General features: G+C 65.3%; 30 protein-coding genes and 1 riboswitch. Of the genes, 12 read left to right on the top strand and 18 right to left on the bottom strand.

Going from position 1 to position 25,326, the window contains the following annotated elements:
- Positions 1-15: 15 nt before the first annotated feature.
- The gene (locus tag AC13EK_RS20950) at positions 16-624 is read right to left on the bottom strand and encodes an RcnB family protein (RefSeq protein WP_277788101.1); all 609 of its coding nucleotides are present in this window, start codon (positions 622-624) and stop codon (positions 16-18) included.
- A 159-nt stretch (positions 625-783) separates the two neighbouring features.
- Between AC13EK_RS20950 and AC13EK_RS20955 the strand changes: the two genes are divergently transcribed.
- Together AC13EK_RS20955 and AC13EK_RS20960 are read left to right on the top strand one after the other, a co-directional pair.
- Positions 784-1,716, top strand: a complete 933-nt coding sequence (locus AC13EK_RS20955) for an ABC transporter ATP-binding protein (RefSeq protein WP_069336814.1) — start codon at positions 784-786, stop codon at positions 1,714-1,716.
- Entirely contained in the window at positions 1,713-2,483 is a 771-nt protein-coding gene (locus tag AC13EK_RS20960) for an ABC transporter permease (RefSeq protein ID WP_004212064.1), read from the top strand. The genes AC13EK_RS20955 and AC13EK_RS20960 overlap by 4 nt, the downstream gene beginning before the upstream one ends.
- 66 nt (positions 2,484-2,549) lie before the next feature.
- Here AC13EK_RS20960 and AC13EK_RS20965 read toward each other — a convergent pair whose 3' ends face one another.
- From AC13EK_RS20965 to AC13EK_RS20985, 5 genes are all read right to left on the bottom strand, one after another.
- Positions 2,550-2,870: a WYL domain-containing protein gene (locus AC13EK_RS20965; protein WP_004212065.1), complete on the bottom strand. Its 321-nt coding sequence runs from the start codon at positions 2,868-2,870 to the stop codon at positions 2,550-2,552.
- 113 nt (positions 2,871-2,983) lie between these two features.
- Complete coding sequence (locus AC13EK_RS20970) at positions 2,984-4,294, bottom strand: MATE family efflux transporter (protein ID WP_069336822.1); 1,311 nt, start codon at positions 4,292-4,294, stop codon at positions 2,984-2,986.
- Positions 4,295-4,412: 118 nt separating this feature from the next.
- Positions 4,413-5,342: a DUF808 domain-containing protein gene (locus AC13EK_RS20975; RefSeq protein WP_069336815.1), complete on the bottom strand. Its 930-nt coding sequence runs from the start codon at positions 5,340-5,342 to the stop codon at positions 4,413-4,415.
- Between the two features lie 118 nt (positions 5,343-5,460).
- Complete coding sequence (locus tag AC13EK_RS20980) at positions 5,461-5,703, bottom strand: hypothetical protein (protein ID WP_069336816.1); 243 nt, start codon at positions 5,701-5,703, stop codon at positions 5,461-5,463.
- Entirely contained in the window at positions 5,700-6,059 is a 360-nt protein-coding gene (locus tag AC13EK_RS20985; RefSeq protein WP_017501193.1) for a hypothetical protein, read from the bottom strand. Before AC13EK_RS20985 ends, AC13EK_RS20980 begins: the two co-directional genes overlap by 4 nt.
- A gap of 104 nt (positions 6,060-6,163) precedes the next feature.
- On the opposite strand from AC13EK_RS20985, the gene AC13EK_RS20990 reads away from it, so the two are divergent.
- Complete coding sequence (locus AC13EK_RS20990) at positions 6,164-6,433, top strand: plasmid stabilization protein (RefSeq protein WP_069336817.1); 270 nt, start codon at positions 6,164-6,166, stop codon at positions 6,431-6,433.
- A gap of 363 nt (positions 6,434-6,796) precedes the next feature.
- Here AC13EK_RS20990 and rplI read toward each other — a convergent pair whose 3' ends face one another.
- The 3 genes from rplI to rpsF are packed head-to-tail and all read right to left on the bottom strand — an operon-like array spanning position 6,797 to position 8,049.
- On the bottom strand, positions 6,797-7,393 hold the full coding sequence (gene rplI / locus AC13EK_RS20995) for a 50S ribosomal protein L9 (protein WP_004212072.1): 597 nt from the start codon (positions 7,391-7,393) through the stop codon (positions 6,797-6,799).
- A 13-nt stretch (positions 7,394-7,406) separates the two neighbouring features.
- Positions 7,407-7,631, bottom strand: coding sequence for a 30S ribosomal protein S18 (rpsR, locus tag AC13EK_RS21000; RefSeq protein WP_004212076.1), 225 nt, complete (start codon positions 7,629-7,631; stop codon positions 7,407-7,409).
- Positions 7,632-7,644: 13 nt separating this feature from the next.
- The gene (gene rpsF, locus AC13EK_RS21005; protein ID WP_004212077.1) at positions 7,645-8,049 is read right to left on the bottom strand and encodes a 30S ribosomal protein S6; all 405 of its coding nucleotides are present in this window, start codon (positions 8,047-8,049) and stop codon (positions 7,645-7,647) included.
- 246 nt (positions 8,050-8,295) lie between these two features.
- Here rpsF and AC13EK_RS21010 point away from each other — a divergent pair, with 246 nt between their 5' ends.
- Complete coding sequence (locus AC13EK_RS21010) at positions 8,296-9,699, top strand: GntP family permease (RefSeq protein ID WP_069336819.1); 1,404 nt, start codon at positions 8,296-8,298, stop codon at positions 9,697-9,699.
- 55 nt (positions 9,700-9,754) lie between these two features.
- Here AC13EK_RS21010 and AC13EK_RS21015 read toward each other — a convergent pair whose 3' ends face one another.
- The 7 genes from AC13EK_RS21015 to AC13EK_RS21045 all read right to left on the bottom strand — a co-directional run bounded on the left by AC13EK_RS21015 (position 9,755) and on the right by AC13EK_RS21045 (position 16,241).
- Positions 9,755-10,108: an RcnB family protein gene (locus AC13EK_RS21015; RefSeq protein WP_004212081.1), complete on the bottom strand. Its 354-nt coding sequence runs from the start codon at positions 10,106-10,108 to the stop codon at positions 9,755-9,757.
- Positions 10,109-10,285: 177 nt separating this feature from the next.
- Positions 10,286-11,002 (bottom strand): CPBP family intramembrane glutamic endopeptidase, BDIM_20840 family, encoded by a 717-nt coding sequence (locus AC13EK_RS21020; RefSeq protein WP_069336820.1) that lies wholly within the window; start codon positions 11,000-11,002, stop codon positions 10,286-10,288.
- 25 nt (positions 11,003-11,027) lie between these two features.
- The gene (locus tag AC13EK_RS21025; RefSeq protein WP_170828669.1) at positions 11,028-11,204 is read right to left on the bottom strand and encodes a hypothetical protein; all 177 of its coding nucleotides are present in this window, start codon (positions 11,202-11,204) and stop codon (positions 11,028-11,030) included.
- 110 nt (positions 11,205-11,314) lie between these two features.
- Entirely contained in the window at positions 11,315-12,520 is a 1,206-nt protein-coding gene (locus AC13EK_RS21030; RefSeq protein WP_483022378.1) for an ABC transporter permease, read from the bottom strand.
- A complete protein-coding gene (locus tag AC13EK_RS21035; protein ID WP_069336821.1) occupies positions 12,520-13,242 on the bottom strand; it encodes an ABC transporter ATP-binding protein in 723 nt (240 codons plus the stop codon). Before AC13EK_RS21035 ends, AC13EK_RS21030 begins: the two co-directional genes overlap by 1 nt.
- A gap of 4 nt (positions 13,243-13,246) precedes the next feature.
- Positions 13,247-14,800 carry an efflux RND transporter periplasmic adaptor subunit gene (locus AC13EK_RS21040; protein WP_277788102.1) on the bottom strand — a complete coding sequence of 518 codons (1,554 nt, stop codon included), beginning with the start codon at positions 14,798-14,800 and terminating at the stop codon, positions 13,247-13,249.
- Positions 14,790-16,241 (bottom strand): efflux transporter outer membrane subunit, encoded by a 1,452-nt coding sequence (locus AC13EK_RS21045; protein WP_069336285.1) that lies wholly within the window; start codon positions 16,239-16,241, stop codon positions 14,790-14,792. Before AC13EK_RS21045 ends, AC13EK_RS21040 begins: the two co-directional genes overlap by 11 nt.
- Before the next feature lie 190 nt (positions 16,242-16,431).
- On the opposite strand from AC13EK_RS21045, the gene fabD reads away from it, so the two are divergent.
- Genes fabD through fabG form a run of 3 tightly spaced genes read left to right on the top strand, consistent with a single transcriptional unit; the run spans position 16,432 to position 18,927 of the window.
- Complete coding sequence (gene fabD / locus AC13EK_RS21050; protein ID WP_026109186.1) at positions 16,432-17,367, top strand: ACP S-malonyltransferase; 936 nt, start codon at positions 16,432-16,434, stop codon at positions 17,365-17,367.
- Positions 17,364-18,185, top strand: a complete 822-nt coding sequence (locus AC13EK_RS21055; RefSeq protein ID WP_069336286.1) for a crotonase/enoyl-CoA hydratase family protein — start codon at positions 17,364-17,366, stop codon at positions 18,183-18,185. Before fabD ends, AC13EK_RS21055 begins: the two co-directional genes overlap by 4 nt.
- Position 18,186: 1 nt before the next feature.
- Positions 18,187-18,927, top strand: a complete 741-nt coding sequence (fabG, locus tag AC13EK_RS21060; RefSeq protein ID WP_004212094.1) for a 3-oxoacyl-[acyl-carrier-protein] reductase — start codon at positions 18,187-18,189, stop codon at positions 18,925-18,927.
- A 12-nt stretch (positions 18,928-18,939) separates the two neighbouring features.
- On the opposite strand, the gene AC13EK_RS21065 is transcribed toward fabG, so the two are convergent.
- The gene (locus AC13EK_RS21065) at positions 18,940-20,163 is read right to left on the bottom strand and encodes a glycosyltransferase family 87 protein (protein WP_069336287.1); all 1,224 of its coding nucleotides are present in this window, start codon (positions 20,161-20,163) and stop codon (positions 18,940-18,942) included.
- A gap of 207 nt (positions 20,164-20,370) precedes the next feature.
- Here AC13EK_RS21065 and AC13EK_RS21070 point away from each other — a divergent pair, with 207 nt between their 5' ends.
- The 4 genes from AC13EK_RS21070 (at position 20,371) to AC13EK_RS21085 (ending at position 24,258) form a co-directional block, all read left to right on the top strand.
- Complete coding sequence (locus AC13EK_RS21070; protein ID WP_004212096.1) at positions 20,371-20,604, top strand: acyl carrier protein; 234 nt, start codon at positions 20,371-20,373, stop codon at positions 20,602-20,604.
- A 178-nt stretch (positions 20,605-20,782) separates the two neighbouring features.
- Positions 20,783-22,042, top strand: coding sequence for a beta-ketoacyl-ACP synthase II (gene fabF, locus AC13EK_RS21075; protein ID WP_004212097.1), 1,260 nt, complete (start codon positions 20,783-20,785; stop codon positions 22,040-22,042).
- Between the two features lie 109 nt (positions 22,043-22,151).
- Complete coding sequence (gene mltG / locus AC13EK_RS21080) at positions 22,152-23,123, top strand: endolytic transglycosylase MltG (RefSeq protein ID WP_048937054.1); 972 nt, start codon at positions 22,152-22,154, stop codon at positions 23,121-23,123.
- A gap of 60 nt (positions 23,124-23,183) precedes the next feature.
- A riboswitch (SAM-I-IV-variant riboswitch) is annotated at positions 23,184-23,292 on the top strand.
- A gap of 39 nt (positions 23,293-23,331) precedes the next feature.
- Positions 23,332-24,258, top strand: a complete 927-nt coding sequence (locus AC13EK_RS21085; RefSeq protein ID WP_069336288.1) for a homoserine O-succinyltransferase — start codon at positions 23,332-23,334, stop codon at positions 24,256-24,258.
- A gap of 10 nt (positions 24,259-24,268) precedes the next feature.
- Here the strand turns inward: AC13EK_RS21085 and AC13EK_RS21090 are convergent, their stop codons facing one another.
- The gene (locus AC13EK_RS21090) at positions 24,269-24,688 is read right to left on the bottom strand and encodes a sugar transporter (RefSeq protein WP_069336289.1); all 420 of its coding nucleotides are present in this window, start codon (positions 24,686-24,688) and stop codon (positions 24,269-24,271) included.
- Positions 24,689-24,795: 107 nt separating this feature from the next.
- On the opposite strand from AC13EK_RS21090, the gene AC13EK_RS21095 reads away from it, so the two are divergent.
- Complete coding sequence (locus AC13EK_RS21095) at positions 24,796-25,299, top strand: 2'-5' RNA ligase family protein (protein ID WP_483022382.1); 504 nt, start codon at positions 24,796-24,798, stop codon at positions 25,297-25,299.
- Positions 25,300-25,326 lie beyond the last annotated feature (27 nt).

Consider the following 25,326-nt stretch of genomic DNA (forward strand, 5'->3'; position numbering starts at 1 on the left):
CTTCCTGTTTCTGCCTCAGTAGAAGGCGCCGTAGACGACATCGACCACGCGGCGCGACCGGACCTCGACCAGCAGCAGGTCGGGGCCATAGCGGATCCAGCGATAGCCATAGGGCGGCGCGCCCAGGCCCAGGCGCCAATAGTCATTGTAATAATAATAGCTGGAGAAGAAGACCGCCGGCAGGAACAGGCCGACCGTCCAGCGGCGATAGCGATAGCCATGGGGATAGCGGAAGGCCGGGCCGGGGATCGGCCGGAAATTGGGCGGACGGCCGGCGCCGGGGCGATGCGGCTGGCCTGGCCGTGGTGGCTGGACGCCGGGACCACCGGGACGGGGCGGCTGCGGTGAAGGGCCACCCGGTCGGGGTGGTTGAACCGCCGGTCCACCTGGCTGGCCCGGACCGGGCGAAGGCTGTCCGGGGCGGGGCGGTTGCGGGCGAGAGGCACCGGGCCGGGACGGCTGTGTCGACGGACCGCCGGGGCGTGAGGGGGCGGGGGCAGGGCGCGTGGACGGAGATGGTCGGGCGCCGCCATTGCCGGACGGCGGTCGGCCGCCTTGCTGGGCAATGGCGATATCGGGAACGACGATCAACGCGATCGAAAGATAGAGAACTGCCTTTTTCATAGCCTTCTCCACATGGTGGAGCGTTAAGCCTATGCCCGCGCTTCACCGGCTTCAATCTTTTTCCAATATGTTGCCCGGCTTCGCTATTTGCCGCGCTGCCGGTTGCATGGCGCGGTCCGCCTCCTATCTTGCCGACACAAGGAAAGGGGGCGCTGCCGCATGGCATCCATCATCGAAATCAAGGGCCTGACGAAAAGCTATGCGTCGGGCTTTCAGGCGCTCAAGGGCGTCGACCTGAATATCGAGGAGGGCGAGATTTTCGCGCTGCTCGGCCCCAATGGCGCGGGCAAGACGACGATGATCTCGATCATCTGCGCCAATGTCCGCCCCTCTGGCGGCACCGTGACGGTCGCCGGCCATGACATCATCCGCGACTATCGCGGCGCGCGCGCGGCGATCGGCCTGGTGCCGCAGGAACTCAATACCGATCAGTTCGAGCGGGTGATCGACACCGTCACCTTCAGCCGGGGCCTCTTTGGCAAGCCGCGCAACGACGCCTATGTCGAAAAGGTGCTGCGCGACCTGTCGCTATGGGACAAGCGCCACAACAAGATCCGCGAACTGTCCGGCGGCATGAAGCGCCGGGTTATGATCGCCAAGGCGCTGAGCCATGAGCCGCGCGTGCTGTTCCTGGACGAGCCGACCGCCGGCGTCGACGTCGAACTGCGCCGTGACATGTGGAAGCTGATCGGCGAACTGCGCCAGACCGGCGTCACCATAATCCTAACCACCCATTATATCGAGGAAGCCGAGGAGATGGCCGACCGGGTGGGCGTCATCAACCATGGCCAGTTGATGCTGGTCGAGGACAAGACCGCGCTGATGGAGAAGCTGGGCAAGAAGACGCTGTCGATCATGCTGGCCGAGCCGATCGAGGCGCTGCCGCCCGAACTGGCCGACTGGGATGTGGCGCTGAAGGCGCAGGGGCAGGAGATCGAATATCTGTTCGACACCCGCGCTGAACGCACCGGCGTCTCCTCGCTGCTGCGCAAGCTGGGCGATCTCGGTATCGGCTACAAGGATCTCAAGACGCGGCAGAGCAGCCTGGAGGATATTTTCGTGAGCCTGGTCCATCAGGAGAAAGCGGCATGAACGGCCCCAATCTGCGCGCGGTCGCCGCCATCTACAAGTTCGAGCTGCACCGGTTCCGGCGCACCTGGCTGACCGGCCTGCTGGTGCCGGTCATCACCACCTCTCTCTATTTCATCGTGTTTGGCGGGGCGATCGGCTCGCGCATGACGCAGATTGACGGCATTCCCTATGCCGCCTTCATCGTGCCGGGCCTCATCATGATGTCGATGTTCACGGAGAGCATCTTCAACGCCAGCTTCGGCATCTACATGCCCAAGTTCACCGGCACCATCTATGAGCTGCTGTCGGCGCCGGTGTCGGCGATGGAGACGGTGATCGCCTATGTCGGGGCGGCGGCCACCAAGGCGCTGATCGTCGGCTTCATCATCTTTGCCACGGCCCATCTGTTCGTCGATTTGCCGGTCGCCCATCCCTTTGCCATGGTCGGCTTCATGCTGCTGATCGCGGTGAGCTTCTGCCTGTTCGGCTTCATCCTGGGCATCTGGGCGCAGGGGTTCGAGCAGTTGCAGGTGATCCCGCTGCTGATCATCACGCCGATGACCTTCCTGGGCGGGGCCTTCTACTCGATCCACATGCTGGCCGAGCCGTGGCGCACCATCACCCTGTTCAATCCGATCGTCTATTTGATCTCGGGCTTCCGCTGGACCTTCTTCGGCAAGGGTGATGTCGGGATCGAGTTCAGTCTTTTGTTCGTGGGGGGCATGCTGGCGGTATGCCTCGGCATCATCGCCTGGGTGTTCCGCACCGGCTATCGGCTGAAGAAGTAACGATAAAAGAAAAGGGCGGCCAATGGCCGCCCTTCTTAATTCGGGTCGATGCGATGCCAGTGCCGGTCAGGCGGCGGCGCTCTGCGGATCGACCGCGAACAGGGTCACGCCCTTATATTTGTCGTCGCCCTGGTCATAGAGGCCGTGCATCGCCTCGAACGTCTCGTCGAGGATCTCGACGTCGCTCAGGCCCGCCAGCTTGAACGTGCCCAGCTTCAGCTCGCGCGGCGGGCGGCCGTCGCGGTCCGTGGTCACGGCGTCCATGAACATCTCGTCATGGCGCGTGTAGAGGATGTGCGGGGCCAACGTGACGACCATCTTGTTATAGGTCGCCTTGAGGCACTTCTGAAGCGCGATCGCTTCGAAGATAGGGGTCGGAGAGTCCATGATGGGCCGCCCATATCAAGAAACACGGCCCCGTTTCAATTGCTTTGTGCGTCGCACCATGTGCCTGCCGTGCAACCGGCCGGATTTTTACGACGAATTGTGCGGCCGTTTTCCTAGCGCAGAACCAGCCCGAGCCGGTCGCGCAGCGACCAGCGCGCGATCAGCAGGATCGCCACCGTGCCGAGGCCCGCAGCCAGGCCGAACCAGATGCCCACGCCATGCAGCCCCATCGGGAAAGCGAGCAGGGCGCCGACGCCGATACCGATGATCCAGTAGCCGAAAAGGGCAAAGATCATCGGCACCTTGGTATCCTGAATGCCGCGCAGCACGCCGGCGCCGACGGCCTGGGCAGCATCGACCAGCTGGAACAGCGCGGCGACCGCCAGGAAGCTGACCGCCAGATTGGCGGTGGCGAGATTGGCCGGATCATGGACGTCGAGGAAGATCGACACCAGCGGTCGCGGGATCAGGACCAGCATCAGCGCAGCCGCCATGGCGAAGCCGGTGCCGACGATCAGCGCCAGCCAGCCGGCCCGACCGATCGCGGCGGGATCGGATCGGCCATATGCGACGCCGACGCGCACGGTCGCGGCCTGACCAATGCCCATCGGCACCATGAAGACCAGCGAGGCGATCTGGATCGCCACGGCATGGGCGGCGAGCGATTCCCGGTCGATCAGCCCCATCAGGAAGGCAGAGGCATTGAACACCGTGACTTCCAACCCCAGCGTGATCGCGATCGGCAGGCCCAGCGTCCAGACGGCGCGCTGCCGGTCGCGGTCACGCGTCCAGAAGCGGCCCATCAGCCGATAACGGCGGAATCGGCGATCGACCAGGATGACGGTCAGCAGGCCCAGGAACAGGAAGGTCGAGGACAGGGTGCTGGCGATGCCGGCACCCAGCAGGCCGAGCGCGGGCAGGCCGAGATGACCGAAGATCAGCGCCCAGCCGACCAGCACGTTGAACGGTATGCCGAGCAGCATGATGATGAGGCCCCAGAGCGGGCGCTCCAGTGCCGAGATGAAGTTGCGCAGCGTGGTGAAGCAGAGGAAGGGCAGCAGTGCCCATTGCATGCCGCGCATCAGATGGCCGGCTTCGCGCGCCAGGTCCGGCTCCTGGCCCATGGCGCGCAATATCGCCTCGCAATGCCACAGGATCAGCCAGGCGGGCAGCACGAAGAAGGCGGCGGCGCGCAGCGTTTGGTGGACGGTGCGGCGCACGTCGCGCACCGAATGGCGGCGACGGCCGCGTTCGCTGGCGATCAGCGGCGCGGCGGCGGTGACGAGGCCAAGGCCGAAGATCAGCAGCGCGTTGAAGAGATTGATCGCCAGCGCCCCGGCGGCGACAGCTTCCGCGCCCAGCCGGCCCACGAGCAGCAGATCGGTCGCGGCAATCCCCGACCAGGCGACATTGCCCGCGATCATGGGAATGGCGAGCGTGACGAGCGCGCGCGCCTCGATGCGCCAGGGGGAAGATTGGGTCACGTGGATCGTCCGGGCTGGGGAAGCGCCGGAAAAGGCGCGGGCGCTCCCCTTAATCGCCTCAGTGCTTCTTGAACAGATGCAGCACGGCAACGATGATGCTGCCGATCACCAGGCCGACAATGCCCGCGCCAATCGCGTTCACCAGCCAGTCGATCACCGGACCGATCGCGGGCACGGCATGGGCTGCACCCTCGGCCAGATGATGGATCGTGCCGGGGATCAGATCCCAATGAAATTCGTGCAGGCCATGGACGATCAGGCCGCCGCCGACCCACAGCATCGCCGCCGTGCCGACCACGCCCAGCACGCTCATCACGACCGGCATCGCCTTTACCAGGCCACGGCCGATCGCGCGCGTCGCCGCGCCGCTGCGCTGGGCGAGGTGCAGGCCGATATCGTCCATCTTCACGATGAAGCCGACCACACCATAGACGCCGGCGGTGATCGCGATGGCGACGACGACCAGGATGATCGCCTGTTCCCAGATCGGCTCGCTGGCGACAGTGCCAAGAGCGATGGCCATGATCTCGCCCGACAGGATGAAGTCGGTGCGGATCGCGCTGGAGACCTTCTGGTCCTCCAGTTCCTTGGAGGTCAGGGTTGCGGCGGCATCCGCCACCTCGTCATGGCCGCCCTGGATCGCCTCCAGCAGCTTCTCCGCCGCCTCGAAGCACAGGAAGGCGCCGCCCAGCATCAGCAGCGGCGGCAGCAGCCAGGGAGCAAAGGCGCTGAGCGCCAGTGCCGCCGGCAGCAGGAACAGCAATTTGTTGCGCAGCGATCCGCGCGCGATCTTCCAGATGATCGGCAGTTCGCGTTCGGGCGACAGGCCCATGACATAATTGGGCGTCACGGCGGTATCGTCGATGACGACGCCGGCGGCCTTTGTGCCGGCCTTGCCGGCGGCAGCGGCGACATCGTCCAGCGACGTGGCCGCCATCTTGGCGATACCGGCAACATCGTCGAGCAGCGCGATCAGACCCGAAGGCATGGTTGAATAATTCCCCTGTTGAAACGGATGGATATCATCCGTGCGCGCTTCTTAATGCGCGGGCAGGGTGGGGGCAATGGAGCGATGATTGCCGGTTCGTGACTGGGCGTCGGCAATATCAGTAATTGCCGGGCGGATCGCTGGCGGGGAAGGACTCGTCGGACTGTTCATCGACCATGTCCCAATCGCTGTCGTCCGCCTGCGGTCCGGCGTCGCGGACGATGCCGGACGAGCCGACCGGGCCGCGATCGTCCGGATCATCGGCCGCGGCACCATCATCCTTGCCGCCGCGTTCCTTCAGGCTCTTCCAGGCAACGGCGCCCAGGCCGGTCAGAAAGGCCAGCTTCAACAATCCCTTCATGGTGTCTCCTTCGACGCACTGTGGAGATGGACCCACTTGGCGGCGTCCTGGTCGATAGCCTCGGGCGAGAGGCGAATTTCGCCCTCTTCGTCCGCGCTGCCGGCATGATCCTCGTCGGCGCCGGTCATGCCGGGCGGAAAGATGGTCCAGCGCTGTTGCAGGGCGGTATCGATCATCGCCTGCCAGGCGGTCACGTCGCCCGTCTCGCGCATGGCCGGATCGGGCTCCTTGAGCATCGCCAATATGCTGGCGGCATCCTCGACCCAATAGGGCCAGTTATGCGTTGCCCCGGCGGCGAGATGCCGGGCGAGGCGCTCAAGCAGGGTGCGTTGCTCCATGATGTCCGGAACGTTCATGGCGACTCTCCGTTCCTCATTTTCTCGCCATGCAACTTAATGGCAATCCTCGGGAAATGCCTCTCGGTATTTGAACCGATATGGGACGAAAAAAGGAGGCAGGCATGCCCAGAGGCGACAAGGATCGTTACACTGGTAAGCAGAAGCGCAAGGCCGCGCATATCGCGCAAAGCTATGAAGAGCGTGGCGTGTCGCATGACGAGGCGGAGGCGCGGGCCTGGGCCACGGTGAACAAGGATTCGGGCGGGGGCAACCTGTCGGGATCGGGGCGGGGCAAGCCCGACAGCCATGCCGCCGACCGGCGCAAGGCCGCGGATCGATCGGCTGCGGCGAAGAAGGGCTGGGAAACGCGCCGTCGCCGGGCGCAGGGCTGAAATCAGGGCGAGAAGATATCGCCGTTGCTGAAATGGGCGGCGAGATGATCGATCCAGGCGCGCACCAGCGGCGGCAGCCCGGTGCGAGTGGTGAAGACGAGATGGACGATCCCCTCCTGCGCCTGCCATTCCGGGAAAGGGTGGCGCAGGGCGCCCGAGCGCGACGATCTGGACGTGGCCCTTGGGATAGAGCGTCAGGAAATCGGGCAATGGGGCTGTGACGGCGATGCGGCACTGCTCATGGACCGACAGGCCAAGCTCGGTGAGCAGGAGCCGGCGCGATGAGCGTTCGATCAGCCGCCCAAGGCAGCAAAAAAGCCGCCCGGTGACGGGCGGCTTTCTCGTTTGTCAGAGCGAAGAGGCTCAGGCTTCTTCGGCCGGGGCTTCTTCCGCCTCGACGGCGATTTCGCCGGGCTCGGCGTTCGGATCGTAATCCTCGGTGAAGCCGGCTTCGTCCTTCTCGAACAGGTCGGCCATCACGTCGACGCCCTGCGCCTGCAGTTCGGCTTCTTCCGGCGAGCGGGCAACGTTCACCGTGATGGTGACGGCCACTTCCGGGTGCAGCGCGACCTTGACGTCGAAGACGCCCAGGGTCTTGATCGGACGCTCCAGCACGACCATCGCCTTGGAGACGTTGGTCACGCCATCGGCGTGCAGCGCGTCGACGACGTCACGGACGGCGACCGAGCCGTACAGGTGGCCGGCGTTCGACGACTGGCGGATCAGGACGATCTGCTTGCCGTTGACGCCTTCGGCAGCCTTTTCGGCGTCCGAACGACGAGCGGCGTTGTCAGCTTCGATCTTCGCGCGGTTGGCTTCGAACACGGCCTTGTTGGCGGCGTTCGAACGAAGAGCCTTTTTGTTGGGCAGCAGGAAGTTACGAGCGTAACCGTCCTTCACGGTGACGACGTCGCCGATTGCGCCCAGCTTTTCGATGCGCTCAAGGAGAATGATTTCCATGGGTCTTTCTCCCTTACTTCACGATGTAGGGCAGCAGGCCCAGGTGACGGGCGCGCTTGATGGCCTGGGCCAGCTCACGCTGCTTCTTGGCGGACACCGCGGTGATGCGGCTGGGGACGATCTTGCCGCGCTCGGACACGAAGCCCTGCAGCAGGCGGACGTCCTTGTAATCGATCTTCGGCGCATCCTTGGCGGCGAAGGGGCAGCTCTTGCGGCGGCGGAAAAACGGGCGTGCCATGTTTCAGATCTCCTTATTCGGCAGCCGGGGCTTCTTCGCGCTCACGGCGCGGGCCACGGTCACCACGGGGGGCACGGTCGCCGCGTTCGGCGCGTTCCTGCTTGCGCATCATCACCGACGGACCGGCTTCCAGCTCTTCGACCTTGATGGTCATGTAGCGGATGATGTCTTCGTTGATCTGGGTCTGACGCTCCAGCTCGGCAATCACGTTGCCCGGTGCGTCGATGTTCAGCATGACGTAGTGCGCCTTGCGGTTCTTGGCGATCTTGTACGCGAGCGAACGCAGGCCCCAGGTCTCGACCTTGGTCACCTTGCCTTCATTTTCCTCGACGATCTTGGTGGCGGTTTCCGCCAGAGCGTCCACCTGCGCCTGTGCCAGATCCTGGCGCGCAAGGAACACATGCTCGTAAAGAGCCATGGGTATTGCCTCATCTGTTGGCCGATCGCTGACGCCCACCCCATGTGGAACGCCCCTCCGGCTGTCGTCTCAAGCATTCGAAATCGTCCGACGTCCGAATCCGGGGCCGAGCGAAGGCGCGCCTATGACGGAAAAGCGGGGGAAAGGCAAGCGGCATCGGTGCAGCCATGGGCGGCAGCGGCCCTGCTTGCAGTCAGGCTTCACCTATCTCTATCCTGCCCTTCAGAAAAAGAGAAGGAGAGACGGATGGCGGTCGCGATCGCGGCACTGGCGCTGATCTTGCTGATGCTGGCGGCCTATCGCGGCATGAGCGTCATATTGATGGCGCCCTTGCTCGCCATGCTGGCGGTGTTCCTGACCGATCCGGCGGCAGTGCCCACCGCCTTTTCCGGCCTGTTCATGGACAAGGTCGCCACCTTCCTGAAGCTCTATTTCCCGGTCTTTCTGCTCGGCGCGTTGTTCGGCAAGCTGGTCGAGATATCGGGCTTTTCCCGCGCGATCGTGACGGCGGTGATCGGTTTCGTCGGCGCGGGGCGGGCGATCCCGGCGATCATGATCGTGACGGCGCTGCTGACCTATGGCGGGGTCTCGGTCTTCGTGGCGGTATTTGCCGTCTATCCCTTCGCCGCTGAGATGTTCCGCCGCGCCGATATTCCCAAGCGGCTGGTGCCGGCCACCATCGGCCTTGGCGCGCTGACCTTCACCATGGATGCGCTGCCTGGCACGCCGCAGATCCAGAATGTCATTCCGGCCAGCTTCTTTGGCACCACCGCCTGGGCGGCGCCGGCGCTGGGCATGATCGGGTCGGTGGTGATCGCGGCGGCGGGCCTTGCCTATCTCAACTGGCGGCGCCGGGCGATGGCGGCCGCGGGCGAGGGCTATGGCGCGCCCGAGACGCTGGTCAACGAACCCGATCGGCAGGAGGAGGCGGTCGCCATCCACCCGCTGGTCGCCCTGCTGCCACTGTTGGTGGTGGGGCTGGGCAATCTGGCGCTGACGCTGCTGATCCCGCGCATCACCGGCGGGGCGGAAGAGGTGAGTATTCGGCTGGCGGGGCTGCCCGAGCCGGTGACAGCGAAAGTGACACAGCAAGCGGCGCTGTGGGCGGTGGAGGGAGCGCTGCTGATGGGCATCGCCACCATCCTGATCTTCGCTTTCCCGGTCGTGGCGCGGCGCTTTGCGAAAGGGGCGAAGGCGGCGGTCGGTGGCGCCTTGCTGGCCGGGATGAACACGGCGGTCGAATATGGCTTTGGCGGGGTGATCGCGGCGCTGCCGGGCTTCCTGGTCGTCAAGGACGCGCTGAAGGCGGTGCCCAACCCGCTGATCAACGAAGCGATTACGGTGACGACCCTGGCCGGCATCACCGGATCGGCTTCGGGCGGCCTGTCGATCGCGCTGGCGGCGATGGCGGACCAGTTCGTGGCGGCGGGCGACGCGGCGGGCATTCCGCGCGAAGTGCTGCACCGGGTCGCGTCGATGGCGTCGGGCGGGATGGACAGCCTGCCGCATAATGGCGCGGTCATCACCCTGCTGGCGGTGACGGGCCTCACCCATCGCCAGGCCTATAAGGACATATTCGCGCTGACGCTCATCAAGACGATGACCGTCTTCGTCGTGATCGCCGTCTATTATCTGACCGGGCTGGTTTGAACGCGAAAGCGCCCCGGAGCGGTGGCTCCAGGGCGCTTTTCAGGAAGTGGGGCGCTTAGCGGATGGCGCCGGCGACGACCGCGCCGATGATCCCGCTGGTGAGGGCGACCAGCACTGCGTCATTGCCCGAGCGGACCCAGTGGTAACCGCGCGGCGGGGCCGACAGGCGATAGCCGCGATAATTGTCGACGACCCGGTAATTGGTCGCGTAGCGTCGATCGAAGCGCTGGCCCTTGGCCCAGTGGCGATCGTTGCGCACCACCGTCTTCTTCTGGACGACGGTGCGGTGCGGACCTTCCTTCACGACCCGGACGGTCTCGCGATGGGGCGCGGCCTGGGCCTGGGCGGTGACGATCGGGCTGGCGGCAACGGCGGTGGCGGTCAGGGCCAGGATGATCTTCTTGAACATGTCTTCATTCCTCTTGTTTCAATCGAGGGCGCCGCTTCCGGCGTCGAAGACAGAGATAGGCCGCGCTTGTCGCAAGCCTGTCCCAAGGGTGGGGCAGTTTTGTCGGAAATTGTATCAAAACCCGATTTAAGCTGAATATCGGTTCAGAAATGGCGATTTTTCAATGCCTTGTTCGACTCACAACATCAGCGAGATGGCATTGCCGAAATTGTGCAGCAGGATCGGCAGCAGCAGGCTGCCGGTACGCAGGCGCAGCCAGACGGCGAGTAGCGAGGGGATGGCGGTAAGCGCCATCACGACCGGATCGAAGCTGAAATGGCCGCCGGAATAGCCGAACGCATGGGCGAGGCCAAACAGGCCGCAGGACAGCAGGGCACCCCAGCCCCAGTCGACGCCCAGGAAGCGGACCCGCCGGGTAAAGGCGCGATCGAGCGCGAAAAGCAGGATGCCGCGATAGAAAGGTTCTTCCTCCAGCCCCGGCATGGTGAGCTGGAAGGCGATTTCCTCTGCGCTGCTGGGATCGTCGGGGAAATAGAGCGCGAGCGCGGTGAAGAAGGCGCAATAGAGCAGGGCCACCGGCAGGGCAGCGGTCAGGCTGCCGCGCGCCTGCCGGAGGGTAAGGCCGACCCGCTTCCAGCCGAAGGCGGGCAGGGCGGCCACCAGCAGCGTGAGCGCAAGGGCCAGCAGCTTGCCCTGCCAGTTCCAGTCGGCGGCGGGGATGAGATCGGGGATATGGCGATAGGCGCGGGTCAGCAGCGCATCATTGGCAGCGACCAGGGCGGCGGCGACCAGCAGCCAGCCGGGACGAAAGCCGCGCCGGTCGATCAGACCGATCGCGCCGCCAGCGGCCAGCAGCAGCGCCAGCGTGCCGAGCAGGCCGATGAGCCCGTTCACGCGCGCCGCTCCGGCGCGCGGTGTCTCAGTCGGCCGGGTCGGGCAGGGGCGTGGCGGTGACGGTCATGCGGGCGAGCAGGATGGGATGATCCTTGCCCTCCAGCAATTGCGCCGTCTGCGGTGCCTGCGCGTCGGCAAAGGGGGTGAGGCTGACCCCGAACAGCAGCGCACTGCTGGTGAGGCTGGCGGCGATCATCTTCATGGAGGCATTCCTTCCACGGCGCCGGAGCGGCGCCATGGCAGGAGGGATTAGGCAGAAGATGTCGCAGCATTATCCCGGATAACCGCCCTTTTGTCGGAAAATGTATCAGCCTATTCGTGCCGCAGCGCGTCGATCGGGTTCAGGCTGGCCGCCCGGCGCGCCGGGAAATAGCCGAACACCACGCCGATCGCCGCCGAAAAGAGGAAGGCGATCAGATTGACCTGCGGGTCGAAGGTGAAGGGCACCTTCATCAGCGGCGCGATGCCGACCGATGCGATCAGGGCGATGACCAGGCCGATCAGGCCGCCCATGCAGGACAGCACGATCGCCTCCACCAGAAACTGCATCAACACTTCGCGTGCGACCGCACCGATGGCGAGGCGGATGCCGATCTCGCGGGTGCGCTCCGTCACTGACACCAGCATGATGTTCATGATGCCGATGCCGCCGACCAGCAGGGATATGGCCGCGACCGCCGCGACGATCTGGGTCAGGATGGTGGTGGTACCGGTCAGCGTGTCGCTGATCTGCTTGGTATCGAAGACGTTGAAATTATCCTCCGCGCCCGCCTTGATCTTGCGGCGCTCGCGCATCAGCTGCTCCAGGCTGTCCTGCACGGTCGCGCTGTCATAGGCATCGTCGACCGCGACCATGATCTGGCTGATGTCGCGATCGCCGGTGAAGCGGCGCTGGACGAACTTGATCGGCATCACGACGACATCGTCCTGGTCGCCAAAGCCGCCCTGGCCGCGGGTCGCAAGCACGCCCACCACCTGACAGCTGACGCCCTTGATCCGCATCCGCTTGCCGATCGGGTCATTGCCCTGGAACAGGTTGGTGCGCACCGTATTGCCGATGATGCAGACCGATTTGCCGGCCTCTTCCTCGTCCGGCATGAACAGCCGGCCTTCCGACACATTCCAGGACTGGACCTGCGAATAGGCGGAGGTCGTGCCATAGACGGTGGTCGACCAGTTATTGCCTTCATAGATGGCGGTGCCGCTCGACTGGACCACCGGCGCCACGGCGCGCACGCCGGTCAGCTGGTTCTCGATCGCGGTCAGGTCCGCTTCCTTGAAATTGGGCGGGCGCGGCCCGCCGCCGCCACGGCCAAAGCCCTGACCGGGGCGCAGTTGCAGCACATTGGCGCCCAGCGAGCTGATCTGTTCGCGCACGGCAGCGGTCGCGCCATTGCCCAGCGTCACCATGGTGACGACGGCGGCGACGCCGATGATCATGCCGAGCGTCGTGAGGAAGCTGCGCATCTTGTGCCGGTTGATTGCCCGGAAGGCGAGGATGACGGTGGTGCCCAGCATCAGCCCACGGCTCCCTTCTGCGGTCCGCCCATGCCCTTTTCGATCCGCTCCACCAGCCCATCCTTGAAATGGACGATGGTATGGGCAAATTCGGCCATGTCGGGTTCGTGCGTTACCATCAGCACGGTGATGCCGCTATTCTGGTTGAGGTCGGTCAGCAATTGCATGATTTCCACCGACCGTTCGGAATCAAGATTGCCGGTCGGTTCGTCCGCCAGCAGCACATCGGGCTGGGTGACGATGGCGCGGGCAATGGCAACGCGCTGTTGCTGGCCGCCGGACAATTCGGCTGGCGTATGGTCCCACCAGTCCTTCAGGCCCACCTTGTCGAGCGCTGCCATGCCCATGTCATAGCGGGTCTTCTTGTCCTCGCCGCGATAGAGCAGGGGCAACTCGACATTTTCGAGCGCGCTGGTGCGGGCGAGCAGGTTGAAGCCCTGGAACACGAAGCCGAGATAGCGGCGGCGCAGCAGCGCGCGCTGGTCGCGGTCCAGCGTTTCGACATGGCGGCCCTTGAACAGGAACTGCCCGCCCGATGGCACGTCGAGGCAGCCCAATATGTTCATCGTCGTCGATTTGCCTGAGCCCGAAGGCCCCATGACGGCGACGAAATCACCCTGTTCGATGTCGAGGTCTATGCCCTTCAAGGCCTGAAAGGCGGTGGGGCCGCTGCCGAAGATCTTGGTGATCCCCCGCAGCGAGATGATGGGATCGGCGGCCATGGGATCAGGTTCCGCTCTGCCGGCCGGTGCCCCGGCTCTCCGCGCCGCCGCTGCCCTGGGGGGCAGCGGGCGTCGGGGCGACCGGGGCGGTCTGGGGCGCGGCGTCGCCCGAATTGCCGAGCGACTTGACGCTGGCGGGGCTGCCGTCGGCGGCGGGATTGCGCGGGCGGTCCTTCGAGCCATTGGCCCCAGCGGCGCTATCGGACTTCTGGTCCTCGGCGGGCTGCTGCGCGCCGGCGGCAAGCTGGCCGGTGATGACCTTCATGCCGGGCTTCAGGTCGCCGCCGGTGATGACGGTGCGCGATCCGTCGCTGGCGCCGACGGTCACCTGGATCGCCTTGGGATCGCCCTTTTCGTCGAGGACATAGAGGGTCTGGCTGCTACCCGCGCCGAAATTGACCTGGCGGTTGGCGCCGCTGCGGCGCATGCGGCCGGGGCCGGGCAGGACGCTGGTGATGCCGCCGCCCGATCCGGCGCCGCTGCTGGGCTTGAAGCGCAGCGCGCTGTTGGGGACGAGCAGCACATCATGCAGTTCCTGGGTCACGATGTCGGCGGTCGCGGTCATGCCCGGACGCAGGGTTTCGTCCGCATTGTCGACCGACAGCACGGCGGTATAGGCGACGACCGTGCCGGTCGAGCTGCTGGTCGTGCTGGTTGAGGACGAGGAGGACGAGCTGCTGCTGGAGCTGTTCGATCCGACATTCACCCGCGTGACCTTTGCCGGGAAGGTGCGACCGGGGAAGGCGTCGACAGCGAAATTGGCGGTCTGGCCTTCCTTGACCTGGCCGACATCGGCTTCGTCCACCGACACCTCGACCTCCATCTTGGTGAGATCCTCCGCGATGGTGAACAGCACCGGCGCATTGAGCGAGGCGGCGACAGTCTGGCCCGGCTCGATGTCGCGCGACAGGACCACGCCGGTGACCGGCGAGACGATCTGGGCGATCGACAGGTTGGTCTGGGCGGTCGACAGCTGGGCGCGCGAAACATTCACCTGCGCCTGGGCCGAACGAAGGTTGGCGAGCGCGCCATTATAGTCGGCGCGGGCCGAATCCAGTTCGGTCTTGGCCGGCACCTTGCCACCGGAAAGCTGATAGACGTTGAGCTGGCGATCCAGTGTCGCCTTGGCCAGTGCGACCTGCGCCTGCGCCTGGGCGACACCGGCCTGGGAGGAGGCGACCTGGGCCTGCGTCTGGTTGATCGTGTCGACCAGGCGGCGGGTGTCCAGTTCGGCGAGCTTCTGCCCCTTGGTCACGCGATCATTGACGTCGACATAGACGGCGGTGATCTTGCCCGACTGTTCGGACCCCACATCGACCTGGTTGATCGGCTTCAAATTGCCGGTCGCCGACACGCTGACCGTCAGGTCGCCCTGGCGCGCCTCGCGGGTCGCATAATTGGGCTTGTCATCGCCGGCAAAGCAGCGGGCGACAAGCAGGACGAGGATCAGCAGCACGACGCCGATAATCCCGCGGATCAGCCATTTGCGATGCGGCTTTTCCGGCTTGGCGCCCAGAAAGTCGTTGAGATCCTGGTCGGGGCTGGCGTCATTGCTCATGGGGGCGGTCATCCATATTCTGCCAGCCGCCACCCAGCGCATTATAGAGCTGGGCGATGGCCAGGATCTCGTCCGATTGGGCGCTGGCAAGGCTGTTGCGGGCGTTCAGCAACGTGGTTTCGCTGCTGGACAGGGTCTGGAAGTCGATCAGGCCGGACTGATACTGGCTGCGCGCCAGGATCGCGGCATTGTTCGACGCTTCATAGGCGGTGGCGAACTCGACCTTGCGCCGGCGGGCACTGTCGAGCGAGGCCATGCCATTTTCGACATCCTCCAGCGCGCCGAGGACGCTCTGCTTGTAGGCGGCGAAGGCGGCATCGGTCGCCGCCTTCTGTGCGCGAACCTGCGAGGCGAGGCGACCACCATCGAAGATGGTCTGGGCGACATTGGCAAAGACGCCGCCGGTGATGAGGTCGAACAGATCCTTGAAGGCGTTCGACGTGGTGCCGATGTTGCCGCTGATGCCGAGCGAGGGATAGAGCTGCGCCTGGGCGACGCCGATCCGCGCGGTGGCGGCGGCCAGCGCCCGTTCGGCCGAGCGCACATCGGGCCGCTGGCGCAGCGTATCGGCCGGAATGCCGGTGGCGATGTCGGTTGCGGCGGTGGGGATCGGTGCCGGCGTTTCGAGCGCGCGGGTCGCGTCGCCCGGCGCCTGGCCGGTCAGCACGGCGATGCGGTTGAGGCTGCCCTTCAGGCTGGCTTCGAGCTGGGGGATGGTGGCGTTGGTCTGGGCGAGCTGGGCCCTGGCCTGCTGCTCGTCGAGCGAGGAGACCAGCCCGGCCTGCAACCGCCAGCGGGCGATGTCGTAATTGTCCTGCTGCACCTTCTGCGTCTCGCGGGCGATGCGCAGCTGTTCCTGCGATGCGCGGGCCTGGACATAGTTGGTGACCAGCTCGGAAATGATGGTCATCCGCACATTGGCGAGGTCATAGCCGGACGCGGCAAGATCGGCCCGCGCGGCTTCGGCCGAGCGCGACAATTCGCCGAACAGGTCGATCTGCCAGCTGGCATTGGCGCCGGCCGAATAGCTGCTGGACCAGTTGCTGGCGCCGGTGGAGATGACGTTGCCGCTGTCGTCGACACGGGTGCCGCCGGCCTGGCTGCGGTAATTCTTGCCGCCGCTGGCCGATCCGTTCACCTGCGGCAGGAAGGCGGCATTGGCCTGGCGCAGGGATTCCCGCGCCTGCCGCAGCCGTGCCTGCGCCTGGACGATGTCCAGGTTGCCGGCGATCGCCTGATCGATCAGGCCGGTCAGCGTCGGATCGTTGAGCCGCGTCCACCAGGTGGCGAGGGTGGCGTCTTCCAGCGCGGCGCCGCTGCCCTGGCTATAGCCGGCAGGCACACCCAGCGCGGCGGATTGCGGCGCGTGATAGTTCGGCCCCGCCGCGCAGGCGGACAGGGCAAGCACCGATCCCGTGAGCCATGCAATGCGATATCGCACCTTTTCCTTGCACTCCGTCGTCGTTAAAGGGGCCAGCAATATTCCCCCGGAGAGACAGGGGGCAGGTGTATCAGGTCGTTACGTGCCGAAAAGCAATGTACGCCTCAATGCCATATATGTCTCAAAGTGTAACGTGCGTGAATTCCCGTGTTTTTCTCCGGAAAGACACCAGTAGATCAGAGGATGGAAGATGAGGGCATTTCTTTTCCCGGGCCAGGGTAGCCAGTCGGTCGGCATGGGCAAGGCGCTGGCCGAGGCAAGCCCGGCGGCAAAGGAACTGTTCCAGGAAGTCGATGACGCCCTGTCGCAGCATCTGTTCCGCATCATGGTGGAAGGCCCTGAGAGCGACCTGACCCTGACCGAGAACGCCCAGCCGGCGATCATGGCCAACGCGCTCGCCACGCTGCGCGTGATGCAGAAGGAAGGCGGCTTCAGCCTGGCTGACAAGGGTGATTATGTCGCGGGCCACTCGCTGGGTGAATATAGTGCGCTCTGCGCGGTCGAGGCGTTCGACCTTGGCACCACCGCCCGCCTGCTCAAGCTGCGCGGTCAGGCGATGCAGGCCGCCGTGCCGGTGGGCGAGGGCGCGATGGCCGCGCTGTTGGGCGCCGACATCGAAAAGGCGCAGGCGCTGGCCGATGCCGCTGCCGAGGGCGAAGTCTGCACCGTCGCCAACGACAATGATCCCAGCCAGGTCGTCATTTCCGGCCACAAGGGCGCAATCGAGCGCGCCGTCGCGCTGGTCAAGGATTATGGCATCAAGCGCGGCGTGCTGCTGCCGGTGTCGGCGCCCTTCCACTGTCCGCTGATGCAGCCGGCCGCCGATGCCATGGCCGAAGCGCTGGCGAAAGCGACGATCAACGCGCCGCTGCTGCCGGTCTATGCCAATGTGCTGGCCGCGCCGATCAGCGACACGACCGACATTCGCGAGCGTCTGGTAGAGCAGGTCACCGGCCGCGTCCGCTGGCGCGAGTCGATCGGCGCGATGTGGGACGCGGGCGTCACCGATTTCGTCGAACTGGGCGGCAAGGTGCTTGGCCCGATGGTCAAGCGCATCGCGCCCGACGCCACCGTGCGCAGCGTGGTGACGATGGACGATATCGAGGCGGTGCTGGGCGCGCTGTGAGCGAGAGCCCGGTCCTTAGCCCCCCCGTTCTAACCCAGCGCGACGGGGCCGTCCTGACGGTCACGCTGAACCTGCCCGACCGGCGCAACCCCATCTCCGATCCGGCGATGGTGGATGCGCTGTGCGACGTGTTCGAGGCGGCGGACCGGGACGCGAGCATCCATGTCGCGATCCTGACCGGGGCGGGCAGTGCCTTCTCCTCGGGCGGCGATCTCAACGCGATGCGGCCCGATGCCGGCGGGCTGCGCGCCAGCCTGCCGGCGCAGACGCGGCGCAATTATCGCGCGGGCATCCAGCGCCTGCCTCTGCTGTTCCAGGCGATCGAGCTGCCGGTGATCGCGGCGGTCAATGGCCCTGCGATCGGCGCGGGGCTGGACCTGGCCTGCATGTGCGACCTGCGCATCGCGGGGCAAGGCGCGCGCTTTGCCGAAAGCTTCGTGAAGCTTGGCCTCGTCTCCGGTGATGGCGGGGCCTGGTTGCTGCCGCGCATCATCGGCTTTTCCAAGGCGTCGCAGCTGTCGCTGACCGGCGAGACGATCGACGCGGGCGAGGCACTGCGGATCGGGCTGGTCGGCGATGTCGTGCCCGACGCGGACTTGATGACGGTGGCGCGGGCGCAGGCTGATGCGATCGCCGCCAATCCGCCGCATGCGACGCGGATGACCAAACGGTTGCTGCGTGCGGCGCAGACGGCAGAACTATCACAGATACTGGAAATGGCGGGCGCCATGCAGGCGCTGGCCCACGCGACCGCGGATCATGACGAGGCGATCACCGCCTTCTTCGACCGCCGGCCGCCACACTTCAAGGGAGACTAGAATGTTCGATCTGACGGGAATGACCGCGCTGGTGACTGGCGCTTCTGGGGGCATCGGCTCCTCCATCGCCAAGGCGCTGGCTGCGCAGGGCGCCACGCTGGCGCTGTCGGGCAGCAATGAGGAAAAGCTCAAGGCCTTTGCCGCGGAACTGGGCGGCGACCACAAGACCTTGGTCTGCAACCTGTCTGACCCGGCTGCCGTCGACGCGCTGGTGCCGCAGGCGGTGGAAGCGCTGGGCGGCAAGATCGACATCCTGGTCAATAATGCCGGCATCACCCGCGACAATCTGATCCTGCGCATGAAGGACGAGGAATGGTCGCAGGTGATCGCGGTCAATCTGGAAGCCGCCTTCCGCCTGTGCCGCGCCGCCGCCAAGCCGATGATGAAGGCGCGCTTTGGCCGCATCATCTCGATCACCTCGGTCGTGGGCGTCACCGGTAATCCGGGCCAGTCCAACTATTGCGCGTCGAAGGCCGGCATCATCGGCATGTCGAAATCGCTGGGCCAGGAACTGGCGAGCCGCGGCATCACCGTGAACTGCGTTGCGCCCGGCTTCATCCGCTCGGCCATGACCGATGCGCTGAACGATGCCCAGAAGGGCACGATCCTGGCCAAGATCCCGGCCGGCGATCTGGGCGATGGCGACGATATCGGCGCGGCAGTCGCCTATCTGGCGAGCAAGGAAGCTGGCTATGTCAACGGCCAGACCCTGCACGTCAACGGCGGCATGGCGATGATCTGATTGAAGTCCCGGTCAGGCGATCTTCGTCCGGCCGGGCAGGTTATAAGCGAGCGCGCCGTCCAGCAGGATGGCGCGCCGCATCGCGAGTGCCAGCACCGCGATCGCGGCGATCAGGTTGACCGGCACATGGGTCCATTCCGACAGGGCTCGGCCGAACAGCGGCGCCATCCAGGCATAGGCCAGCCAGCTGCGTTCCCAGCCAAGCGCGCCGCGCTTGCCCATGTCGGCGGCGACGAAGGCGATCGCCATTCCCAGCAGCACATAGTCATAGTCGAGCACATAGGGCGTGCAGAGCAGGGCGGCGCTGAGCGCGGCGGCACCCCGCACTTCCATCGTCCCGCGGCGGGCGACCAGTGCGGCGATAGCGATGGCGATGGCTGTCACCAGGCCCTGCACCACATAGGCGGCCGGAATGCTGCCACCCCATTGGCGGACCGCCGCAAAGGGGCTCTGGATCTTTTCCCAGCCGGTGGCGCCATTTTCGATGATGATATGCCGCGTCAGCGGCAGCGAATCGATGAAGGCCTGCCACACCGGCCAGCCCCAGATCAGCAATGTCAGCAGGCACAGGCCGGCCGAGGTTAAACCGGCGGCCAGGAAGGCGCGGACATTGCCGCGCGCGATGATCAGCACCGGGATCAGCACCGCAAATTGCGGTTTGTAGACCAATGCGCCCAGCAGCATGCCGGCGATCCAGGGACGTCGGTCGAGCAGGGCCATGCCGCCGCCCAGCAGGCCGGCGGTCATGAACGCATTCTGGCCATGGCCCAGGCACACCATCACCACCGGCGCACCGAGCGCGATGAGCAGCGCGTCGCGCTGACCCGGCAGGACATGGCGGACGACCATCAGCGCGCCGGCCAGCGTCAGTCCCTGCCACAGCAGCAGGGCAGGGGTGTAGGGGATTTGCGCCAGCAACGTGGCCAGGATCAGGAAGGGCGGGGGATAGTGCCAGCCATAGAAAGGGATGACGGGATCATGATGGATCGCCTTCTGCACTTCATGATGGGCGGGCCAGTTCCATGCCTGGGCGGCCTGGCCATGGTCGGCCATCCATCCCGCCGTCCAGACGTTTGAAAAGTCGGTGCCAAGCGGTCGGCCAAGCGAATCTACCGTGCCATTGGCCGTCGCGAACAGGTAGGCGAGGCCGATCAGCGTTGCTGCCAGCATCAGCCAGGCGGTCATTCTTGCCCGTTTCGGGGTGATGAACTGGTCGGGGCACAGGCGGCTTATCATCGCTATTTGCTGGCACAAGCGGCTGAAATTTTGGTAAACAACCCGTTGTTTCCGGGTTTTTTCCGGCTTTTTATTGCCGAAACGCACCTGTCCCTCCATCTAGGGGCTTGGCGGGCTTCCCTCTTGCCTCTATCGGGGCTTGGCACTAGGGCAATGCCTTAACGGTTATTCAGAACCACCAACGATACCCAGTAAGAAGGACCACTCATGAGTGAGACCGCGGATCGCGTAAAGAAAATCGTCGTCGAGCATCTGGGCGTCGAAGCCGAGAAGGTGACCGAGGACGCCAGCTTCATCGACGATCTGGGCGCAGACAGCCTGGACATCGTTGAACTGGTGATGGCGTTCGAAGAAGAATTCGGCGTCGAAATCCCGGACGATGCGGCTGAGAAGATCGCCACCGTCAAGGACGCGATCGACTATATCGACAGCAAGGCCTAAGGGCTTCGCGGCCTGCCCCCAGTGGCGGGCCGCCCTCCTTGCACAAGGATTGGCTCCTCCTGTCCGGTGATCCCGGAGCTTGGGGAGCCTTTTCGTATCTGGCCTGCCGTTCACAAGTGCGTGTGGAACGCCTAGATGAGCGGCACGGAACCAAAAATTGGAATTTCGGAGCAAGCATATGCGTCGCGTCGTCGTAACCGGCCTTGGCATGGTAAGCCCGCTTGGCGGGGATGTCGAAACCACCTGGAAGAACATCATCGCGTCGAAATCCGGCGCGGCGACGATCACCCGCTTCGACGCCACCGATTATAAGTGCCGCATCGCCTGCGAAGTGAAGCCGGCGGATCATGAATATGGCTATGACGCCTCGCTGGACGTCGACCACAAGATCCAGCGCCAGGTCGATCCGTTCATCGTCTATGGCATTTCCGCCGCCAGCCAGGCGCTGCGCGACGCGGGCCTGGACAATATGTCGGAAGAAGAGCGCCTGCGCGCCGGCTGCTCGATCGGTTCGGGCATCGGCGGCCTGCCGGGCATCGAAAGCGAATCGCTGGTGCTGGCCAACAAGGGCCCCAACCGGGTTTCGCCGCACTTCGTCCATGGCCGCCTGATCAACCTGATCTCGGGCCAGGTCTCGATCAAATACGGCCTGATGGGTCCGAACCATGCCGTCGTCACCGCCTGCTCGACCGGCGCCCACTCGATCGGCGACGCTGCGCGCATGATCGCGATGGACGATGCTGACGTGATGCTGGCGGGTGGCGCGGAAAGCGCGATCTGCCCGATCGGCATCGCCGGCTTCGCCCAGGCGCGTGCGCTCTCGACCGGCTTCAACGACACGCCGGAAAAGGCGTCGCGTCCCTATGACGTCAACCGTGACGGCTTCGTCATGGGCGAAGGCGCGGGCGTGGTCGTGCTGGAAGAATATGAGCGGGCCAAGGCGCGCGGCGCGAAAATCTATGCCGAAGTCATCGGCTATGGCCTGACCGGCGACGCCTATCATGTCACCGCGCCGCACCCGGAAGGCAATGGCGGTTTCCGTTCGATGCAGATGGCGCTCAAGCGCTCGGGCCTCAGCCTGGAAGATATCGACTATGTGAACGCGCATGGCACCTCGACCCCGCTGGGCGACGAACTGGAACTGGGCGCGGTCAAGCGTCTGTTCGGCGATCATCTGGGCAGCATGTCGATGTCGTCGACCAAGTCGGCGATCGGCCACCTGCTGGGCGGCGCGGGCGCGGTGGAGAGCATCTTCTGCATCCTCGCCATGCGCGACCAGATCGTGCCGCCGACGCTCAACCTCGACGAGCCGAGCGAAAGCTGCAAGGGCGTGGACCTGGTCCCGCACGTCGCCAAGGAGCGCAAGGTGCGCGCGGTGCTGAACAACTCGTTCGGCTTCGGCGGCACCAACGCCTCGCTCATCATGAAGGCGATCTGATACGCCTGATCCTCCCCTGAAAAGGGGAGGATCATGTAAGCCATAGCCGGTTGGGCATTATTTGGGTCGGGCAGTTGGGATGATGGCAAGACGATCCGGCGCAAATCCGGTGCGGCGACTGGGCTGCATCATCCTTCTGATCGGCCTGGCCGTTGTCGCCTTTGTCGGTTTCCGCTTCGTCCATGGCTGGACCGAGACGGGACCGGCCACCCAGAATATCAGCATCGTCGTGCCGGAGGGATCGACCCTGTCCGATGCCGCGGTGCTGCTGAAATCGGCTGGCGCTGTGCGTTCGGCCGATGCCTTCCTGACCCGCGCGAAGGTCTTTGGCGGCGCCAAGCCGATCAAGGCCGGCGAGTTCGTGGTGCCCAAGGGCGCCAGCAACCGCGAGATATTGTCGATCCTGCAGGGCGGCAAGACGCTGACCCGGCTGGTCACCATCCCCGAAGGCATGCCGTCGATCCTGGTGCAGGAACGGCTGATGGCGAATGACGAGCTGACCGGCGATGTCGCGGTGCCGCAGGAGGGCAGCGTGCTGCCCGACAGCTATGCCTTCGACAAGGGCGAGCCGCGCGCCGCCGTGCTGAAGCGGATGCAGGCGGCGATGGACAAGGCGCTGGCGAAGCTCTGGGCCGAACGCGCGCCCAATACGATTGCCAAGTCGCCCCAGGAGGCGATCATCCTCGCCTCGATCGTCGAGAAGGAGACCGCGATCGCCAAGGAGCGGCCGATGGTCGCGGGCGTCTACAGCAACCGTCTGCGCAAGAACATGATGCTGCAGGCCGACCCGACGATCATCTATCCGATCACCAGGGGCAAGCCGCTCGGGCGCCGGATCAAGAAGTCCGAGATCGCCGACGTCAACGACTACAACACCTATGCGATGACCGGCCTGCCCAAGGGGCCGATCGCCAATCCGGGCCGCCTGTCGATCCTGGCGGTGCTGCATCCGGCCGAGACGAACGCGCTCTATTTCGTCGCGGACGGGAAGGGCGGCCATATCTTTGCCGATACCTATCAGCAGCATAATGAGAATGTGCGGAAGTGGTTCGAGATCCGCCGCGCGCGGGGCGAGCTGTAAAGCCCGGCTTGGCCGATATATAGCCGGGCTTGCCACATGGTCCGGCGCGCGCTAGGGATAGTCCAGCATCAAGAGTTGGGGCGACGCCCAACGCCAACCTGCCGTTCCGGGCAAGGTGGCACTCCCGATCCGGGAGGATGTGGCCGATCCGGCAACAAAGCGGACCTCAGCCACCGATCGTCGCCCCGCCAGGAAGGACTGACGAGACGTGCCGATCAAGATTGCCGACGACCTGCCCGCCCGCCGCACCTTGGAAGCCGAGGGCGTCGCCGTGATGGGCGAGGCGGATGCCGTGCGGCAGGATATCCGCCCGCTGCGGATCGCGCTGCTGAACCTGATGCCCAACAAGATCGATACCGAGACGCAGCTTGCCCGGCTGCTTGGCGCCTCGCCGTTGCAGGTGGAACTGACGCTGGTGCGGATCAGCGACCATGTGTCGCGCAACACCTCCGCCGATCATATGCAGTCCTTCTACCGCGCCTGGAACGATGTGCGCGACGAGCGATTCGACGGTTTTCTGATTACCGGCGCCCCGGTAGAGCATCTGCCGTTCGAGGAGGTGAGCTACTGGCAGGAGCTGCGCGCGATCTTCGACTGGACCCAGACCCATGTGCATCGCTCGCTCAGCATCTGCTGGGCGGCACAGGCGGCGCTCCATCATTTTCACGGGGTCGAGAAACATGCGCTGGAGCGCAAGGCATTCGGCGTGTTCCGCCATCGCAACCATGCCCCGGCCTCGCCCTATCTGCGGGGCTTTTCGGACGATTTCTCGATCCCCGTGTCGCGCTGGTCGGAAGTGCGGCGGGAATCGCTGCCGGTCGATCGCGGGCTGCAATTGCTGGCCGACAGCGCGGAGACCGGGCCTTGCTTGGTGCATGATCCACGTCATGGCTTCCTGCACATGTTCAACCATGTCGAATATGACACGCGCACCCTGGGCGACGAATATGCGCGCGACGGCGGCCGCCAGATGCCGGCCCATTATTTCCCCGACGACGATCCGACCCGGCCGCCGGAAAATCGCTGGCGCAGCCATGCCCATCTGCTGTTTGGCAACTGGATCAACGACCTCTACCAGACCGCGCCGTTCGACGTGGACATGATCGGCCAGGAGATATTGCAGAGCGCGGCCTGATCGGCGCCGATCAGCGCAGCAGGCCCTTGGCCGCCTGACTGCGGGCGTAGAGCCACTGGCCGATGCCGATCAGGACGATGACGGCCGGGAAGATCGCCGCGCCCGCGCCCTTCACCGCCAGCAGGTCGGTGCCGAGGAACGTGTATCCGAACTGGACGATCACCGCGAGCAGCGACAGCAGGAACAGCGGCACCGCGACGCGGCGGCGCAGCAGCAGGGCGATTGCGCCCAGCGTGCCGGCGCCCACCGCCACCGCATAGACGGCCCAGGCCCAGCCGGGCATCTGGGCGAAGGCGCGGGCGGTGTCGGGATCGGTTCTGGCGAGTTCGCTGAGGTCGGCGCCATATTGCATGACGAAGGCAGCGACCCCCATCAGGTTCCATAACAGCAGGATGACGGCGATGATGACGAAGGATGCCGGTGCGCGCATGATGCTTCCCCTCCTGGTCCACGCCTGCTTGCCGGGCGCGGCATCTGTCATCATATAGCCTGTCCCGGCCGGGCGAAAGTCCGCCATCGCGTTGCAGGGAGGCGGTTCTGGCTGATCCGATCATTGTCACCGCGCTGCTGGGCGCCGCCGATTTCGCCTGGGCGGATGGCTTGCGCCGCGCCCATTTTCCGCCCGAACGCAATCAGGTGCCAGCGCATGTCACCCTGTTCCATCATCTGCCGCCTTCGCTGCTGCCGGAACTCAGGACGCGGATGAAACAGATATGCGCCGGCCCGGCGCCACGGGCGCGGCTGGGCGATGTGTTGCTGCTGGGGCAGGGGGTCGCCTATCGCATCGACAGTCCCGATCTGGCGGCGTTGTGGGACGAATTGGCGGACGCCTTCACAGGCCTGCTGACGCCGCAGGACCAGGCCGGCTTTCGCCCGCATCTGACCGTGCAGAACAACGTGGAGCCCAGGGTCGCGCGGGCGCTGGCAGACCGATTGCGCGCCGATTTCCATCCCCGCCCGATCGCAATCGCAGGCCTGGCCGCCTGGCACTATCGCGGCGGACCATGGGAATTGGCAAGCGAGACCCGGTTTCGGGGGTAGCGACGGCAGAATGGGGACGACAGATAG

The sequence above is a fragment of the Sphingobium sp. L-44 genome (assembly GCF_056859495.1).

What these genes read in the sequence shown, in the direction of transcription:
- AC13EK_RS20950 (WP_277788101.1), bottom strand. Translation starts at nt 624, where the DNA reads ATGAAAAAGGCAGTTCTCTATCTTTCGATCGCGTTGATCGTCGTTCCC.
- AC13EK_RS20955 (WP_069336814.1), top strand. Translation starts at nt 784, where the DNA reads ATGGCATCCATCATCGAAATCAAGGGCCTGACGAAAAGCTATGCGTCG.
- AC13EK_RS20960 (WP_004212064.1), top strand. Translation starts at nt 1,713, where the DNA reads ATGAACGGCCCCAATCTGCGCGCGGTCGCCGCCATCTACAAGTTCGAG.
- AC13EK_RS20965 (WP_004212065.1), bottom strand. Translation starts at nt 2,870, where the DNA reads ATGGACTCTCCGACCCCTATCTTCGAAGCGATCGCGCTTCAGAAGTGC.
- AC13EK_RS20970 (WP_069336822.1), bottom strand. Translation starts at nt 4,294, where the DNA reads ATGATCGCGGGCAATGTCGCCTGGTCGGGGATTGCCGCGACCGATCTG.
- AC13EK_RS20975 (WP_069336815.1), bottom strand. Translation starts at nt 5,342, where the DNA reads ATGCCTTCGGGTCTGATCGCGCTGCTCGACGATGTTGCCGGTATCGCC.
- AC13EK_RS20980 (WP_069336816.1), bottom strand. Translation starts at nt 5,703, where the DNA reads ATGAAGGGATTGTTGAAGCTGGCCTTTCTGACCGGCCTGGGCGCCGTT.
- AC13EK_RS20985 (WP_017501193.1), bottom strand. Translation starts at nt 6,059, where the DNA reads ATGAACGTTCCGGACATCATGGAGCAACGCACCCTGCTTGAGCGCCTC.
- AC13EK_RS20990 (WP_069336817.1), top strand. Translation starts at nt 6,164, where the DNA reads ATGCCCAGAGGCGACAAGGATCGTTACACTGGTAAGCAGAAGCGCAAG.
- rplI (WP_004212072.1), bottom strand. Translation starts at nt 7,393, where the DNA reads ATGGAAATCATTCTCCTTGAGCGCATCGAAAAGCTGGGCGCAATCGGC.
- rpsR (WP_004212076.1), bottom strand. Translation starts at nt 7,631, where the DNA reads ATGGCACGCCCGTTTTTCCGCCGCCGCAAGAGCTGCCCCTTCGCCGCC.
- rpsF (WP_004212077.1), bottom strand. Translation starts at nt 8,049, where the DNA reads ATGGCTCTTTACGAGCATGTGTTCCTTGCGCGCCAGGATCTGGCACAG.
- AC13EK_RS21010 (WP_069336819.1), top strand. Translation starts at nt 8,296, where the DNA reads ATGGCGGTCGCGATCGCGGCACTGGCGCTGATCTTGCTGATGCTGGCG.
- AC13EK_RS21015 (WP_004212081.1), bottom strand. Translation starts at nt 10,108, where the DNA reads ATGTTCAAGAAGATCATCCTGGCCCTGACCGCCACCGCCGTTGCCGCC.
- AC13EK_RS21025 (WP_170828669.1), bottom strand. Translation starts at nt 11,204, where the DNA reads ATGAAGATGATCGCCGCCAGCCTCACCAGCAGTGCGCTGCTGTTCGGG.
- AC13EK_RS21030 (WP_483022378.1), bottom strand. Translation starts at nt 12,520, where the DNA reads ATGCTGGGCACCACCGTCATCCTCGCCTTCCGGGCAATCAACCGGCAC.
- AC13EK_RS21035 (WP_069336821.1), bottom strand. Translation starts at nt 13,242, where the DNA reads ATGGCCGCCGATCCCATCATCTCGCTGCGGGGGATCACCAAGATCTTC.
- AC13EK_RS21040 (WP_277788102.1), bottom strand. Translation starts at nt 14,800, where the DNA reads ATGAGCAATGACGCCAGCCCCGACCAGGATCTCAACGACTTTCTGGGC.
- fabD (WP_026109186.1), top strand. Translation starts at nt 16,432, where the DNA reads ATGAGGGCATTTCTTTTCCCGGGCCAGGGTAGCCAGTCGGTCGGCATG.
- fabG (WP_004212094.1), top strand. Translation starts at nt 18,187, where the DNA reads ATGTTCGATCTGACGGGAATGACCGCGCTGGTGACTGGCGCTTCTGGG.
- AC13EK_RS21065 (WP_069336287.1), bottom strand. Translation starts at nt 20,163, where the DNA reads ATGATAAGCCGCCTGTGCCCCGACCAGTTCATCACCCCGAAACGGGCA.
- AC13EK_RS21070 (WP_004212096.1), top strand. Translation starts at nt 20,371, where the DNA reads ATGAGTGAGACCGCGGATCGCGTAAAGAAAATCGTCGTCGAGCATCTG.
- fabF (WP_004212097.1), top strand. Translation starts at nt 20,783, where the DNA reads ATGCGTCGCGTCGTCGTAACCGGCCTTGGCATGGTAAGCCCGCTTGGC.
- AC13EK_RS21090 (WP_069336289.1), bottom strand. Translation starts at nt 24,688, where the DNA reads ATGCGCGCACCGGCATCCTTCGTCATCATCGCCGTCATCCTGCTGTTA.